Origin of the sequence: Flavobacterium luteolum, assembly GCF_027111275.1 — a bacterium.
GTDB lineage: Bacteria > Bacteroidota > Bacteroidia > Flavobacteriales > Flavobacteriaceae > Flavobacterium > Flavobacterium luteolum.
This window is the reverse complement of sequence record NZ_CP114286.1, coordinates 376,266-393,633: the sequence shown is the minus strand read 5'-3', so window position 1 is coordinate 393,633 and position 17,368 is coordinate 376,266. Positions and strand designations below refer to the sequence as shown.

At 33.4% G+C, this 17,368-nt stretch carries 10 protein-coding genes; 2 read left to right on the top strand and 8 right to left on the bottom strand.

Features of this window, described 5'->3' with window-relative positions:
* Positions 1 to 35: 35 nt before the first annotated feature.
* Complete coding sequence (locus OZP10_RS01385) at positions 36 to 1,367, bottom strand: outer membrane protein assembly factor BamB family protein (RefSeq protein ID WP_281633177.1); 1,332 nt, start codon at positions 1,365 to 1,367, stop codon at positions 36 to 38.
* A 425-nt stretch (positions 1,368 to 1,792) separates the two neighbouring features.
* Here OZP10_RS01385 and OZP10_RS01380 point away from each other — a divergent pair, with 425 nt between their 5' ends.
* Both OZP10_RS01380 and kdsB read left to right on the top strand, forming a co-directional pair.
* Positions 1,793 to 2,605 (top strand): class I SAM-dependent methyltransferase, encoded by an 813-nt coding sequence (locus tag OZP10_RS01380; RefSeq protein ID WP_281633176.1) that lies wholly within the window; start codon positions 1,793 to 1,795, stop codon positions 2,603 to 2,605.
* 213 nt (positions 2,606 to 2,818) lie between these two features.
* Positions 2,819 to 3,553, top strand: a complete 735-nt coding sequence (gene kdsB, locus OZP10_RS01375; protein WP_281633175.1) for a 3-deoxy-manno-octulosonate cytidylyltransferase — start codon at positions 2,819 to 2,821, stop codon at positions 3,551 to 3,553.
* Positions 3,554 to 3,758: 205 nt separating this feature from the next.
* Here kdsB and OZP10_RS01370 read toward each other — a convergent pair whose 3' ends face one another.
* From OZP10_RS01370 to OZP10_RS01340, 7 genes are all read right to left on the bottom strand, one after another.
* Positions 3,759 to 6,173: an alpha-ketoacid dehydrogenase subunit alpha/beta gene (locus OZP10_RS01370; protein ID WP_281633174.1), complete on the bottom strand. Its 2,415-nt coding sequence runs from the start codon at positions 6,171 to 6,173 to the stop codon at positions 3,759 to 3,761.
* 190 nt (positions 6,174 to 6,363) lie between these two features.
* Complete coding sequence (locus OZP10_RS01365; RefSeq protein ID WP_281634785.1) at positions 6,364 to 9,111, bottom strand: gluzincin family metallopeptidase; 2,748 nt, start codon at positions 9,109 to 9,111, stop codon at positions 6,364 to 6,366.
* 279 nt (positions 9,112 to 9,390) lie between these two features.
* Complete coding sequence (locus tag OZP10_RS01360; RefSeq protein ID WP_111425481.1) at positions 9,391 to 10,119, bottom strand: LOG family protein; 729 nt, start codon at positions 10,117 to 10,119, stop codon at positions 9,391 to 9,393.
* A gap of 436 nt (positions 10,120 to 10,555) precedes the next feature.
* Positions 10,556 to 11,464, bottom strand: a complete 909-nt coding sequence (locus OZP10_RS01355) for a hypothetical protein (RefSeq protein WP_281633173.1) — start codon at positions 11,462 to 11,464, stop codon at positions 10,556 to 10,558.
* Positions 11,465 to 11,564: 100 nt separating this feature from the next.
* Positions 11,565 to 14,396 carry an excinuclease ABC subunit UvrA gene (gene uvrA / locus OZP10_RS01350; RefSeq protein ID WP_281633172.1) on the bottom strand — a complete coding sequence of 944 codons (2,832 nt, stop codon included), beginning with the start codon at positions 14,394 to 14,396 and terminating at the stop codon, positions 11,565 to 11,567.
* A gap of 100 nt (positions 14,397 to 14,496) precedes the next feature.
* Positions 14,497 to 15,450, bottom strand: coding sequence for a Fic family protein (locus OZP10_RS01345; RefSeq protein ID WP_349293751.1), 954 nt, complete (start codon positions 15,448 to 15,450; stop codon positions 14,497 to 14,499).
* Between the two features lie 63 nt (positions 15,451 to 15,513).
* Positions 15,514 to 17,298, bottom strand: a complete 1,785-nt coding sequence (locus OZP10_RS01340) for a chloride channel protein (RefSeq protein ID WP_281633170.1) — start codon at positions 17,296 to 17,298, stop codon at positions 15,514 to 15,516.
* Positions 17,299 to 17,368: the final 70 nt, after the last annotated feature.

Here is a 17,368-nt window from a genome sequence, read left to right as displayed (position 1 = left end):
TTGCACAAAGATTTACGCGGAGATTCGCAAAGAGATTATTTTTCCTTTCTCAAATTATAGGCATACAGATATCCATCTGCACTTCCGTAAAAAATAATATTATTACTGATGAATGGAGAAGAAACAATGGAGCCTAATTTGTAAAACTCACACATGACTTTTTGGTTTTCAGCATAACTAGATAAATCTGCCTGTTTGGTAACAAATCCAAAATCTAAAAGATTATTTTTAAGAGTGCTGCCCGCATATTTATTTCTGTTTTCTGTTGGAATGATGTTCGATTCTTTTCCATTAGAAAGCAAGTTTAAGTCAAAGAAATTCCCCGTAAAATCTCCAAAATAAATCGTGTTTCCTGCAATTGCTGGCGAAGAATAAATATATCCGTTTCCTTTAAATCGATATTTTTCTTTTCCTGTTTTAGCATCCAATGCCAATAAAGCGTAAGTATCTGAAGTTCCAACATACAGTATATTATCTTTGACAACAGCCGTACTCAAAATCCAAGAATTTTCGGCGTTGTATTTCCAGATTACTTTTCCTGTTTCGGCATCTAGTGCAAACAAATAAGGATCTCTTGCGCCAAAATAAACGATTCCGTCATGAACAGTGGCAGAAGCTTGAATTCCCGTGAAGCCCGTTTTGATTTCAGTAGAAAATTTCCATTTCTCTTTTCCTGTTTTGCAGTCTAAAGCATAAAAAACGCTATCCCATCCACCAAAATAAACGGTATTTTTTTCTAGTACAGGAGTGCTGTGTATAGCCGCTTTTGTTTGAAAATTCCATTTTAAACTTCCATTTTTAGCATCAACAGCATATAGATTTCCGTCGCTGCTTCCAAAAATTGCCAATGCAGAATTATGGTCTACATAAACAACGGGAGTAGAAAGATAAAAATCCCATAAATCGGCCATAAGAAGATCGCTAGGTTTCATACCCCACATTCCAATTTCGCTATACCAATGTTCTCCTTTGGTTTTAAATCTCCATATTTCTTTTCCTGTTTTTGCATTTACAGCATAATAATATCCATCAAAACTTCCAAAATAAACAATATCATTATAAAGGCTTGCAGAACTGTGAACGGCTCCATTGGTTTTAAATTTCCATTTTAGAATCCCAGATTTTTCATCGACAGCATAAAAATAACCATCTTCACTACCAATATAAACTGTTCCGTTTTGTGCAATTGGAGAAGAAAAGATTTTTCCTTCTGTTTTAAATTTCCATTTTAAATTAGTCAATGGTTGGTAACCTTTGCCATCAAAAATTCGATTTGTAAATGCATTGATGGTTTCATTTTGAGAAAAAGCATTGGAGGTAAATATTAAAAAGAAATAGAGCAGGAGAGAAGTAAAGTTTCTTTTCATAGTTTTTTATATAAAAATAAAAATATTCTAAGAAATTAAATAACAATGCTTTAATGAAAATGTTATAAAAATATTTTAGAAAACTCTTTGTGAAATGTGTATTTGTTTTTGTGTGAAAATAGAGAAGAACTGGTCAAAGTTTTTCCAATCTTTTTCCATTTATATGGTATTGGTTTAAAAGTTATAATCTAGACAGTTTGTTTAAAAAGTAAATTTTAGGAGATAGTAAAATGTTTCATCTAAATTTTGTTTATTTTTGCGTAAGTAATTGTTTGTCAGTTGATTATTTGATATGTATCTTCTTTTTAAGTAGTTTTTTTAAATGCCTTTTATGATTAACTGGTGATCATTTAAAAAACGATAGAAGGTATTTGTAAATTAAGTTAAAGTGCGGCATCAGCACTATAATCACTGATAAAACTAAGATGAATCCAAACAAAGCATTATGGGAAAAAGGCGATTTTACGCGTATTGCAGAATCTATGAGAGAAAGTGGTGCGGAATTGGTTGCCAAAATTGGAATTAAAGAAAATAACAACGTTCTAGATCTAGGCTGTGGCGATGGTACTACTGCAATACCTTCGGCAAAATTAGGAGCCAATGTTTTAGGTGTTGATATAGCAAGAAATTTAGTTGAAGCTGGTAATCTTCGAGCAAAAAAGGAAGGATTAGATAATATTGTATTTAAAGAAGGTGACGCAACCGATTTGAATGAATTGAAAAATCAATCTTACGATGTTACGATGAGTATTTTTGGAGCAATGTTTGCTCCAAAACCTTTTGATGTTGCTAAAGAAATGGTTCGTGTTACACGGCCTGGAGGTAAAGTTATTATGGGTAATTGGATACCGGGAGATCCAACGTTGGTTGCACAAATCTTGAAAATTAGCTCAGAATTTACGCCACCTCCTCCTGAGGGTTTTGTAAGTCCAATGCTTTGGGGGATTGAGGATAACGTAGTTGAAAGATTCACAAATGCTGGTGTTCCTAAAGAAAATATTTCTTTTGAGAAAGATACCTTTACATTTAAAGCAGCATTCCCACCTTCGGAGTGGCTAGATCGATTGAAAAATTATTATGGTCCAACTATGAATGCTTTCGAAGCTGCTGAGCAAAATGGGAAAACCTCGGATTTGTATGCGAAACTTGACGAATTAGTCAATAGCCAAAACAAAAGTAATGACAAAAATTCTACATTAATTCCCGCAACTTATCTTCGTGTTACAGTTTTGGTTTAATTTTTTGTCTTAATAAATAGCACGAGAAAGTTGCTAATAACAATCAATGTGTTGTTTGCTACTAGGCAGAAAATTTATGAACATGATTTTCATCCCTTACAGAAATAGAAAAACAGAAAATTTAAAAGTAATTTTTGCATATTTGTAAACACTTAAAAGAAGTGAAAATTAAATTACTAATTTTTGAGTTTTTAAACTCAGTAAAATATAAGAATGAAAATAATAGCAGTAATTCCGGCCAGATATGCTTCAACACGTTTTCCTGCAAAACTAATGCAGGATTTAGGTGGAAAAACAGTAATTTTAAGAACCTACGAAGCAGCAGTTTCTACAAAATTATTCGATGATGTTTTTGTTGTAACTGATTCTGATCTGATTTTTGATGAAATTGTTTCCAATGGAGGAAAAGCCATAATGAGTATCAAAGAACATGAATCTGGAAGCGATCGAATTGCTGAAGCTATTGCCGATCTCGATGTTGATATTGTAGTGAATGTACAAGGCGATGAACCATTTACAGAAGCTGAGCCTTTAGCTCAAGTATTATCTGTTTTTAAGAATGATTCAGATAGAAAAATTGATTTGGCTTCGTTAATGCGTGAAATTACCAATGAGGACGAAATCAATAATCCGAATAATGTGAAAGTGGTAGTAGATCAGTCACAGTTTGCATTATACTTTTCACGTTCTGTAATTCCGTATCCGAGAGAGAAAAATGTTGGAGTAAGATATTTTCAACATATCGGAATTTATGCTTTTAGAAAACAAGCGTTATTAGACTTTTACAGCCTTCCAATGAAATCTTTAGAAGCTTCTGAGAAGTTGGAGCAGTTACGCTATTTAGAATTCGGAAAACGTATCAAAATGGTCGAAACAACTCACGTGGGAATCGGAATTGATACTGCGGAGGATTTAGAAAGAGCGAGAGCTATGTTGCGAGATATTTAATTAGTTTGAATAATATTATCCATAATCTTGTCATTTCGACGAAGGAGAAATCTCCGCAAGAAACTCCACAATGCTGATCAATCTTTGTAGAGCTACTTACGGAGATTTCTCCTTCGTCGAAATGACAAAACTGTGTGGACACTTTGGGTAAAAACAAAAAAAAGCTCCAAAATCTTGGAGCTTTTTTAATATCTAAAATTCTTAATTACTGGTATAAAGCAGGATATTTAGAAGGATTAACTTCGTGCATCATATCGTACACTTTCTCGTAAATATCTTCTGCAGAAGGTTTAGAGAAATAATCACCATCAGTTCCGTATGCAGGTCTGTGTGCTTTAGCAGCTAAAGTTTGTGGTTTGCTGTCTAAATGTTTGTAAGCATCTTGCTCTTCTAAAATCTGCTGTAAAATGAAAGCTGAAGCTCCTCCAGGAACATCTTCATCAATTACTAAAAGACGGTTTGTCTTAGCAATACTTTTTACAATGTCTTTACTAATATCAAAAGGAAGTAAAGATTGAACATCAATAACTTCACACTCAATTCCTTTTTCTGCCAATTCATTAGCTGCTTGCATCACCAATCTTAATGTTGATCCGTAAGAAACTAAAGTAATATCAGAACCTTCTCTTAGAGTTTCTACAACTCCAATTGGTGTTTTAAATTCACCGAAGTTCAAAGGTGTTTTTTCTTTTAAACGGTATCCATTCAAGCATTCAATAACCAAAGCAGGCTCGTCACATTCTAGCAAAGTATTATAAAAACCAGCAGCTTGTGTCATGTCTCTTGGAACCAAAACGTGAATTCCGCGAATAGCATTGATGATCATTCCCATTGGAGAACCAGAATGCCAGATTCCTTCCAAACGGTGTCCACGAGTTCTAATAATTAGTGGCGCTTTCTGTTTTCCAACAGTTCTATATTGTAATGTAGCTAAATCATCACTCATGATCTGAATAGCGTACAATAAATAATCTAAATACTGAATTTCAGCAATCGGGCGTAAACCTCTCAAAGCCATTCCGATTCCCTGACCAATAATAGTTGCTTCACGAATTCCGACATCGGCAACACGAAGTTCTCCGTATTTTTCCTGCATCCCTTCCAAACCTTGATTTACGTCTCCAATGTTTCCAACATCTTCGCCGAAAATTAAAGTTTCAGGATATTTTGCAAATAAAGCATCAAAGTTATCTCGTAAAATCATTCTTCCGTCTAAATCTGGTTTTGCGTTTTCAGCATATTTAGGAAGAACTTTTTGTACAGAATATACATTTTGTTCAGATTCAGAATGTAGATTGCTGCTGAATTTTTCTTGTGTTTCTTTTAAGAATCCTGTGATCCAATTAGATAAAAGAACTTTGCTATTTGGAACTTCAATAAAACGAAGAATCTTTCTTGCATAAACCAATAATTCCTTTTTAAGTGGTGCTTTAATGGCAGCCAATTCAGAAATTAATTTTTTGATTCTTTCTTTATGATTGATGCTTGCCTCGGCAATTTGCTCCAATAAAGCTAAAAGATTCTTTTGTTCATCAATAATTGGATTAATAAAGCTATTCCAAGCTTCTTTTTTAGCTTCTAAAACTTCTTTCTTTAATTCGAAATCAAGTTCTGCTAATTCTTCTGGAGAAGCGATATTAATTGCAATCATCCACAAACGCATTTGGCGAATACAATCAAAATCTCTTTCCCAAGCCAGTCTTTCTGAACTTTTGTAACGTTCGTGAGAACCAGAAGTAGAGTGGCCTTGTGGCTGTGTTAATTCGTTTACGTGAATTAAAACTGGTATGTGTTCTTCGCGTGCAATGGCTCCAGCTCTTTCGTAAGTAGAAACCAGTTCTGCATAATCCCAGCCTTTAACTCTAAAGATTTCATAACCTTTAGAATCTTCATCACGCTGATATCCTTTTAAAATTTCAGAAATATTCTCTTTCGTAGTCTGATGTTTTGCATGAACAGAAATTCCGTATTCATCATCCCAAACGCTCATTACCATCGGAACTTGTAGAACTCCAGCAGCATTTATGGTTTCAAAAAACAAACCTTCAGAAGTACTTGCGTTTCCTATAGTTCCCCAAGCAACTTCATTACCATTTACAGAAAATTTGTCTTTAATAGTAATTCCGTCTACGTTTCGGTAAATTTTTGAAGCCTGTGCCAATCCCAATAATCTTGGCATCTGACCAGCAGTAGGAGATATATCTGAACTTGAGTTTTTTTGTTTAGTTAAGTCTTTCCAAGAACCGTCTTCGTTTAAACTGTGCGTTACAAAGTGTCCGCCCATTTGTCTTCCCGCAGACATTGGATCAAAAGCTAAATCAGTATGACCATATAAACCAGCGAAAAATTGCTTAGCATCCAATTCGCCAATAGCCATCATAAAAGTTTGATCGCGATAGTATCCAGAACGAAAATCTCCATTCTTAAAAGCTTTAGCCATTGCCAACTGTGGCACTTCTTTTCCGTCTCCGAAAATACCAAACTTAGCTTTTCCGGTTAATACTTCTTTTCGACCTAAAAGACTACATTCACGGCTTGTTACCGCAATTCTATAGTCATTCAATACCTCAGTTTTGAAATCTTCAAATGTCAGTGTAGTATTGCTTTTTTCTTTTATCATAATCTTGCAGGGTCATGTTGTTTATGTCGCGAAATTACTTAAAAACAATCAATAATCATAATTCTTTGAAGTAAATATAATTTAATTATTTGTATTCAAATCTAAAAACTATGTATTTTATTTATGTTATTTTTATGTAAAATTTAATTTTATTGATAATTTCGCAACTTTTTGTTTAATTTTTATTTGATTAAAACCATTTTCTAGTAAAAAGTGTGACTAACGTTTTTGGTGAAAAGGTGATTATAAATCGTATTTTTTCATTGTATTTAGGCTGTGATATTTCCCATCCATTATTTGAATAAACAGGAAAATAGAGTTCAAAATAATCAGGAACCATATTTAAACGCACTCCAGTATCGTAAGCAAAAAACTCGCTTTGGTGTTTATTTTTCAAAAAACCAATGTCACCGTAAAGTTCTACCCAATTCCAGATTGCATAACTCGCATTTAGAGTGGCCATCCATTGATTGGCGTAGGAAGGTTCTATTTGCGATTTGAAACCTCCTTCGGCAATAACATACTGCTGACTGAAAAATCCTGTGCTTTCTGATCTTCCAAATAAATTATAATCAAATAAATAATCAGTCGGACGGTCTAAACCAAAACTAAAATAATCTGAGTTTGTTGTATTGTAGAGGAAACTTCCAGCGTATAATCTTAAATTTAACTTTTTGTTATTTTCAAATAATCTTCTGTATTCGACTTCACCAGAAACTTTTCCGAATCCTCCAGAAAACTGCAGATCAGTCATAAAACTAAAATGATCAATCAATTCTGTTTTTGTATTAGAATATCGAGCATTAAATACCGAATAATTAGGTTCTGAATTATCTGTTATATAACTGCTAGCTTCGCGATTTACGATGATCTCACGAAACATGATCGCTTGTTTTCTATTGTCTCTGAAATCTTTTTCGCGAATACGAAACACTACCATAGGATTTAATCTCAAATATGTAGCATCTGGAGCATAATGGTAATAATTTTGACTGATAGAATATCGAACATTGAATAAAGTACTGTTACGATAGTATTGATTCCAAGAAAAAGCCGATGAGCCAGAAATGGTTCCTGCCTTTATTGAATAAGCGGGATTAATATCAAAATTAAAAGGTTTGTCTAGAATGGTTTTATTATGAAAACGAATTCCAGGTGTAAAGCCATCATAATAATTATAATTTAATGTTGGAATGTATAAAATTTGATTGTAATCTGGGTCTTCTAAATCTTTAGCAAAATTAAATTTTACAGGACGATTTAGTGAAACATTTTTTAGAGATCTCCAGTTGTTTCGTTGGTTATATTCTGGAACTTCGTTATTGTAATTGATAACGATTTTGTCCGCATTTTTTCGGCTGAATTCATAAACAGAATCTTTTTTAGCAGGCTCAATCCATTCTTTAAATACGACTTCTTTCTTTTTAATTCCGTAAATCGGAATAGGAGCGTAAATTCCAGTTTTATTTTTTACCGAAAATGTTATGCTGTCTGCTGTTCTCGAAACATTAGTAAATTTATAATCGATTATATCTCTAGAATCGATAATAGTTTTAAAGAACCAATCGATATTTTTTGGGCTTTTTTGAATTAAGATTTTTTCAAAGTCATAACGATTAGATTGTCCAAATTGGTTGAGGTTGTAAAATTCCTTCACGCTTTTAGGAACAATATCATGATTAAGATAATCGTCTAAATAACTCAAACTTAAACCCGCACGATATTTACTAGCAATTTGTTCGTTAAACTTTATCAGCGTATTTTTAGGATCTCCAAGAGGCTGATCCAGATTTTTACGCGCCATTAGCATGTAATAATAACTATATTGCTCATTAAAAGTCAGATTGGTAATGTTATAGCTTTTAAAGAGTTTCATGTCTGAAAGTTTTCCCAGCATTTTTTCATCCTGATGATGTTCTTCCATATACTTCATCATGGTGTAAATCTGGATTCCATCATAAATCCAATTGTCTTTTCTTGGATCTAAGCGCAAACTGTTTTTGAGATAATTGTTTAAAAAAGTCTTTAAAAATTGTATTTCAAAGATGAAATCATCTTCAAACGGACTGATAAACGATGGCAGCTGATTTAAACCATAAAATGGATTTCTATCATAATCTATCTGCGAAACTGTGATTTTTTCATGCGGATATTTACCTATAAATTTCTCAGCATAAGAAACTACGCGATTAATAATGATCGCCTTCTGATACTCGTCTATTTTTTTGTTTTTTAAATTCGTTAGAACCACCAAAGAACCATTGTCGTATGCTCTAAAACTATTTTGCTTTTCAATATAAAGACTAAAATCGGTTCTATTTTGCCCTGAATAAGAATAAATACTGTAATTCTGATTGGTAGTATCTTTTGAAACCGAATTTAAATCGGTAGCAATAGCATATTGATTTGGGATTTTGATTTCAACATCATAATCACTCACTGCATTTGCAATATCATCCAAATTGAAATTATTGTACTTTACAAAAAGACCATTTTCAAAACGGGCAGGACTTAAAAACCAGTTTTTTAATGCCATTCCGCCATTTTGATCAAAACCAAAATGAGTGAATTTGTCATTCGGTATTTTTACAATGTAATTAATATGTAAATCGATTTTTTCGTTTGGAAGAAGTTTACGATTCAATCGCACAGTAATATAATCAGGATTTTCGGCACTTCTTTCCCATTCTAAAGCTGAAAAATTGGTGTCAGTTAGATTTATAATCGTAGTTTTTCCTCGGTCTGCAGCTTTTGCTAAATGGAAACCTCTGTAAAATTCGTCAGAAAAACGTTTAGCCAATGGTGTGTTTTTGTCTGCATAAGCATTATTCCAATCATTAAGAACAATCGAAACCAAAGTGTCGTTTGTATTATTATGATAGGTAATATCCTGTTTTATGTTAAGTGTTTTAAGCTCGAGATTTACCGCCACTTCCATCTTAGATTGATGTTGTGCAGTTAGTTTTATCGAAAATGATAAAACCAAAACGAGGCAAATAATTTTATAAAGTGCTTTCAAATATTGGCTTAAAAATTATCAGACATACTTATGTTACGATGTATTGAAGTTACGGATTTTTGTAAAAATAGTATAAAAAAAGCTGTTTAAAAAAACAGCTTTCAATTTTTGCGTATTTGCAGTATATTTTAACCATATAAGTGATATAAGTTTATTTAAAAAGATTGCTTTAAACGCTACGCTTATATGGTTCGGAAATTAGAAATTCGGACTTAAATCGTACTTTTTGTAGAATTTATCCAATGCCTCAACAACTTCGTCTTCAGTATCTACAATTTTAAATAAATTCAAATCTTCAGGGCTTACTGTATGCATTTTTTCCACCAAAACAGTTTTAACCCATTCAATCAAGCCAGACCAGAATTCTACTCCAACCAAGATGATTGGGAACTTTCCAATTTTCTTAGTCTGAATCAAAGTGATAGCTTCAAACATTTCGTCTAAAGTTCCGAAACCTCCTGGCATAACCACAAAACCTTGCGAATATTTTACGAACATTACTTTTCTCACAAAGAAATAGTCGAAATTCAGGTTTTTATCATGATCAATATACGGATTAAAATGCTGTTCAAACGGTAGCTCGATATTTAAGCCAACCGAAGTTCCTCCGCCCAAATGCGCTCCTTTATTTCCAGCTTCCATAATTCCGGGACCACCTCCTGTAATCACACCGTAACCTGCTTTACTGATTTTGTAGGCAATTTTTTCTGCCAATTGATAATATTTATCTTCTGGTTTTGTTCTCGCCGATCCAAAAATTGAAACACAAGGACCAATACGTCCCATTGCTTCATAACCATTTACAAACTCAGACATAATTTTAAAAATTGCCCAGCTGTCATTGGTTTTAATTTCATTCCACGTTCTTTGTTTCAAACGATCCTGAATTACTTTATCTTCATCATTATCAAAATCTTCTAATCTCATTTTAGGTATTTTAATTTATTATTTTATTTATGTTTTTGTCCCTGTATTTGTCATCCTGAGTATAGTCGGAGTTAGGAGCTGTTTCCCGCTGTCCACTATATCTTTTGTGGCGAACCCCGCCACAAAAGGATGCCGCTCCCATCAGGGCTAGGGCAGTTGCTTTCAAATAAACATTCAGTTTAATCGAAACATGTTTTCTTTAAAAAGCGTGAATTTTTCAAAAAAAGCGGACACTAAATTAACGCTTTTTTCTAGAATTGTTATAAAAAACAGGAATTATAATCCAAAAGTAATGTTGCGATAATGATGAATATGGGGTTTTTGTTTCATTATCAATGAATTAAATTTGAATCAAAATTAATTATAATTTCAAATATGATCTTCCGTAATTTCAATAAATGATTGGATTGTTGACCTTTTATATCAAAAAAAAATACTATTTCAAATTTTCTATTGTAATAGTACGGAACGTATCACAATAGGTATTTTTAGGAACATTATTTCTTTTGCCGGGTTCTATTGTTTCATTAAAGGATAATATAACACGATCAATTTCGTCTTTAATCACTTTGTTTGGTGCAATAGAATTTACGTTTATAATTTTTCCTTTGCTATTAATTGTAAAACGTGGTCTGAATATGATTTCACCTCTTAATTCTTGATTATTAAGCGTTTTTAATGAAATGTTTTTTAAAATGTAATCATATAATCTGTCGTAAAGACATTTATTTAATTGCCAGTATAACGAAGCATCTTCACATCCTTTTAGTATTGGAGGTACATCAACTACAGCAAATTGACTTGCTTTTATAACAACTTCATTATCTTCCTTAGTAAATAGCTGCACGCTGATTTTTCCTAATTTATCACTCTCTTTTATTCCCAGTTTTTCTAATGGAAATTTTTTGAAAACTTCGATAATGTTTTTTTCTAATTCTTTGTCTTTGGTATTGATACGGCAGTTTGTTGCTTTACCTGTTTTGCTTAATTCAAAAGTTAATCGAACGCTAAGAGTTGTTTTATTCTTTGAAATTTCTTTATAAAAAGCAGACCACTTAATTGTCGAAAAATCTATTTTTTTGAGAAGTCTTTTTTCCAAGTAGACCTTGAAATGATTTGCTAAATCACTATTTTCACTTGGTTGAGCTAAAGCCAGAAAGGTATTAATTTCGTTTTTATAATTGTCTTCGAGTTCTTGCTGGCTGTAATAGGGGTTTTCGGATTGATCTTCCTCTATGTTTTTAATTCGTTCTTGAACAACTTTATTGAGGCTGTCTTTTTGAGACTGAGAATAGGAGTTAAGTGAGAATATCGATATTATAATAAATAATACGGTGGTTTTCATATTTCGCTTTTTTAAAGCTAAAATATAAAATAATTATTGTTAAATTGTTAAAATATTTAAATATTTGTCAAAGTTTCAAACTTTGACAAAGATATTCTTATTACTCTAGCTCTTTTTTCAAAAACTTAGCTGTATAGCTCTTTTTATTCTGAGCCACTTCTTCTGGAGTACCTTTGGCAACCAATTGTCCCCCGCCTTTTCCACCTTCTGGACCAATATCAATAATATAATCGGCAAGTTTTATAACGTCCATATTGTGCTCGATGATCAAAATAGTATTTCCTTTATCAACCAATTTATTGATTACTTCCATCAACACGCGAATGTCTTCAAAATGTAAACCTGTTGTTGGTTCGTCTAGAATATAAAATGTATTTCCAGTATCTTTTTTAGACAATTCTCCCGCCAGTTTTATACGTTGCGCTTCACCGCCAGAAAGAGTTGTGCTTTGCTGACCAAGCGTAATATAACCTAAACCAACATCTTGAATGGTTTTGATTTTTCTGTAAATCTTCGGAATATTTTCAAAAAACGGAACCGCTTCATCAACTGTCATATCCAAAACATCAGAAATTGATTTTCCTTTATATCTAATTTCTAAAGTCTCTCTGTTGAAGCGTTTTCCTTGACAAGTTTCGCATTCTACATAAACGTCTGGTAAAAAGTTCATTTCTATTGTTCTTACACCAGAACCTTCGCAGGTTTCGCAGCGTCCGCCTTTCACGTTAAAGCTGAAACGACCCGCTTTATAACCTCGAATCATACTTTCAGAAGTCATGGTAAACAGATTTCTAATTTCTGTGAAAACCTCCGTATAAGTTGCTGGATTCGAACGTGGTGTTCTTCCAATCGGACTTTGGTCAATATCAATAACTTTATCAATGTGTTCTAAACCTTCAATCTTTTTGTAAGGTTGCGGTTTTTTTACACCATTAAAATAATACGCATTTAAAATCGGATAAAGCGTTTCATTAATCAAAGTAGATTTTCCGCTTCCAGAAACTCCCGTAACGCAGGTTAATTGCCCTAACGGAATTTCAATCGAAACGTTTTTAAGATTGTTTCCTGTTGCACCAGTCAGTTTCAAGAATTTACCATTTCCTTTTCTTCTTTTCTTCGGAATATCAAACTTCATTTTACCGTTCAAATATTGAGCGGTTATAGTGTCTGAAGCTAAAGTTTCTTTAGGAGTTCCTATACTGATGATTTCTCCACCGTATTTTCCGGCTTTTGGGCCAATATCAATTACATAGTCAGCCGTTTCGATCATGTCTTTATCATGTTCGACCACAATAACTGAGTTTCCGATATCGCGTAATTGTTCGAGAGAATGAATAAGTTTTTCATTATCTCTTTGGTGTAGACCAATACTCGGTTCATCCAAAATATAAAGAACTCCAACCAGCTGAGAACCAATTTGAGTTGCTAGACGAATACGCTGTGCTTCACCTCCAGAAAGCGATTTTGAACTTCGGCTTAAAGCTAAATAATTCAAACCGACATTCATCAGGAAGTTCAAGCGGTCTTTGATTTCTTTTACCACTTCAGAAGCAATTAAAAGCTGTTTGTCTGTCAAATGGCTATTTAAATCTTGAAACCAAGCAGTTAAATCTGAAATATCCATATCACACAATTCGGTGATATTTTTTTCATTTACCCTAAAAAATAATGCTTCTTTTTTAAGACGCGAACCGTCGCAAACAGGACAATTAATTTCGTCCATAAAATCTTTTGCCCAACGTTTTATGCTGGTTGTAGCACTTTCATCGTATTGATTTTTAATGAAATTGGAAATTCCTTCAAAATCGATTTTATATTCTCTTGTAACGCCAAGATCTTTTGAGTTGATAGAAAATTTATCTTTTCCGCCATACAAAATCATTTGCATCGCTTCTTCCGGAATTTTCTCGATTGGATCGGTTATTTTAAATCCGAATTTTTCTCCAATGGTTTCCAATTGTTTAAAGATCCAAGAAGATTTATATTCTCCAAGGGGAGCAAAACCACCAGCTTTTATAGATAATTTCGGATTTGGAATAATCTTCTTAACATTGATTTCGTGTACCGTTCCCAATCCGTTGCAATGTGGACAAGCTCCTTTTGGAGAGTTGAACGAAAATAAATTTGGTTCTGGATTTTGATATGAAATTCCTGTTGTAGGACACATTAAATTTCTACTGAAATAACGAACCTCATTAGAATCCTGATCTAAAATCATCAAGACATCTTCACCGTGATGCATCGCTGTATTGATACTTTCAGATAATCTTTTTTGAGTATCTGGATTGTCCTCAATCACCATTCTGTCCACCACAATTTCGATATCGTGCGTTTTGTAACGATCCAGTTTCATTCCGGCTACTAAATCCTGAACGTCTCCGTTTACACGAACTTTTAAGAATCCTTGTTTGGTAATCTGTTGGAAAAGCTCAGCATAATGACCTTTTCTGGCTTTAATAACTGGAGCAAGAATATTAATTCGTTTTCCGTTATAATCCTGAATAATCAGATCTTTAATCTGTTCATCAGAATACGAAACCATTTTTTCGCCTGTGTTATAACTGTAGGCATCTGCGCCACGTGCGTATAAAAGCCTTAGGAAATCGTAAATTTCAGTAATAGTTCCAACTGTAGAACGCGGACTCTTACTGGTTGTTTTTTGTTCAATCGCGATTACAGGAGAAAGTCCATCTATTTTATCTACATCAGGACGTTCTAATCCGCCAAGGAATTGTCTGGCGTAAGCTGAAAAAGTTTCAACATAACGACGCTGACCTTCAGCATAAATAGTATCAAATGCCAAAGAAGATTTTCCCGAACCTGATAAACCAGTAATTACAACCAGTTTTTCACGCGGAATGGATATATCGATATTTTTTAGATTATGAACTCTTGCGCCAAGAACTTCAATAGTATTGTCTTTATCTAACATAATTTTGAGCAAAACGCAAAGTTACCACTTTGATTTGTTCTTTTAGTGCTCGATAGCAAAACTTTATGTTACAATTAGTAACAAAAAACGCTAGTTTAAACTAGCGTTTTCTTTTTCGGGTTGCCATATAGTTTTCTATTGCTTCTTTGGTGGTGTACCAGTTTCGGCCTTCTTTGTAAGCATCAATTTTGCCTGTTCTGGCCAATAAACTTACATATTCCTGGCCGTAAGGCGTATTTGGTTCACTAACAATATTTTGAATAGATTGATAGTCATAAGTGCTTCCTGGCATCGCACCCAGATAAATATTGAGTGTTCTTTCGAGGGCTTGGCACATTAAAAGGGTTAGTTTCTGATAATTACCGTTATTAGCTTGATTAAGCGCTTCGTAATATTTTTTTCTGTCATTTTTAAGAATAATAGCTGGCGGAAAACCACATCGCATCAACAATAAATTCATGCTTAAACGAACTGTGCGCCCATTTCCATCAAAAAAAGGATGAATCCAGACTAATTTGTGATGATATATTGTAGCGAGTTCAATATCATTTAAACCAAGCGGATTTGTATTAATAAACTCAATTAGTTCGTCTAAATAATCGGAGACTTTATTGGCATTTGGAGGCATAAAATTAGCTCCTGAAATTCGAACTCCTCCGTTACGAATTCTTCCTGCAAAATCTTCTTCGATAGAGCGCATTACCAAACCATGAATAGAAAGAATGTCTATACTTCTTAGTTTGTAATTTTCATCTACAATGGAGTATAGGTAATCAATGGCTTTATCATGATTATGAGTTTCAAAATGTTCACGAAGTGATTTTCCTTTGATGGTAATTCCTTCTTGAATAACCATTTGAGTTTCTCTGAGACTGAGTGTATTTCCTTCAATGCTATTAGAATTATAAGTCCATTCTAGAGAAAGGCTCTCTCTTATTTTATTCAAGGCGATATTGGGCAATGGTCTGCTATTTTGCAGTTCTTGCCTTTTTTGGTACAATCGATGAAAGGTTGATTGAAATTCTTCTCGGTATGTTAGGTCAATATTAAGCATAATCCTACAAAGGTACTTCTTAATATCGGATAAATAAAATTTTTAACGTATCCGATATTAAGATTATTCAATCGTCATAGAACGAAGTTTTGTTCTATAAGCTTCAAGTGCTATCGATTTTGAAATGAATCCGTGGTATTTTCCATCTCTTAGAACAGGTAGAAAAGCAGATTTGGTAGTTTCAAATTTACGCATTACGATTTCCATACTGTCAAGTGTAGAAATTGTGGCAGCTGGTGCTTTCATTACATCTCTAATGAAAGTATATTTTACGCGGTAAGAATTAAATATAATTTCTCGAATATCGTTAAAATGAACTACTCCGACCAAATCTTTATCATTGTTTACTACTGCAAAAACTACTTGGTTAGAATGCGAAATAAGGTCTACCAACTTGCTCATATTTTCATCTGGATGAACAGTCAGATAATCGCATTGAATAATTGAGTCGATATCTAAAGTCGATAAAATATTAGAATCTTTATTGCTTGTAAAGGCATGGCCTTTTTTGGCTAATCCTTTTACGTCAAGCGAATATTTTTCAAAACGTTTAGAAATGGCAAAACTGATTGAAGAAACGATCATCAGCGGAATCATTAATCCGTAACCTCCTGTAATTTCTGCAATTAAGAAGATTGCAGTTAAAGGCGCGTGAAATAAACCACTTAAAATTCCAGCCATTCCGACCATAGTAAAATTACTTATAGGAAGTTTTGATAAACCTATCATCGTAACTAGCTTAGAGAAGAAATATCCTAAATAAGATCCTAAGAATAAAGAAGGAGCGAAGTTTCCTCCATTTCCACCACTTCCTAGGGTTAATCCTGAAGCAAATACTTTAACCATCATAGTGGCTCCAATAAATAAAAGTAAAACCCACTGATTATTTCTGAAATCAGCAAATAATGTGTTGTCCAATAATTTTCCTGGATCGGTTTCAGATAAGGTTTTGATACTTTCGTATCCCTCACCAAACAGAGTCGGAAAAATAAAAATTAATAAAGCTAATAGAGATGAACCAATTAAAGCTTTTCTATAAGGATTGATTTGCTGTTTCGCAAAATAATGCTCTACTCTCTGAAAATTTCTTGAATAGTAAATTGCTGCTAATCCAGTAAGCACACCTAAAATAACATAAAATGGAATGTTGTGATAATCAAATGTTTCTTGTTTTTTGAAACTTAAAAGAATGCTTTCATCCAAAACAATTGCTGAAACCAAAGCGCCTGTCGCAGCAGAAATCATAATGGGAGTAAAAGCAGAAATACTGACATCTACCAATAAAACTTCAATAGCAAAAAGAACTCCTGCAATTGGGGCGTTAAATGCTGCTGCGATTCCAGCCGCAACTCCGCATCCAATTAATAAAGTTCGATCCTTATACTGCATCTTATAATTCTGGGCATAATTGGAACCAAATGCTGCTCCAGTAATTACGATTGGACTCTCTAAACCAGCAGAACCTCCTAAACCTACCGTTAACGAACTCGTCACAATTTGGGCATACATCTGCTTTCTTGGAATAATACTAGCTTTTTTGGCAACTGCATATAAGATTTGTGAAGTCCCTTTTTGGATACTTCCATTAAGAACTTTATTTACTACGAAAACCGTTAATGTAATACCGATGATAGGCAGAATACTGTTAATGAAACTCAATTTTAGGATTCCATTAATATAGGTGGCAAAAGAGAATACGCTATGTGCGAAAGTTTTAAGCACGATAACCGCAAGGGAACAAGATATTCCGATAAGAACGCTTGACAAAAAAAGAAACTGCTTTGGAGTCATTAAGGATTGTGCCAAAGCAATGATGCTTTCGAGTCTTCTGAAATATTTTTTTAGCATTCTGTTTTAAAATTATCGTTCTTACAAAATTAGGTTATAATGTTAGATTAAAAAAATAAAAACTTAGGAC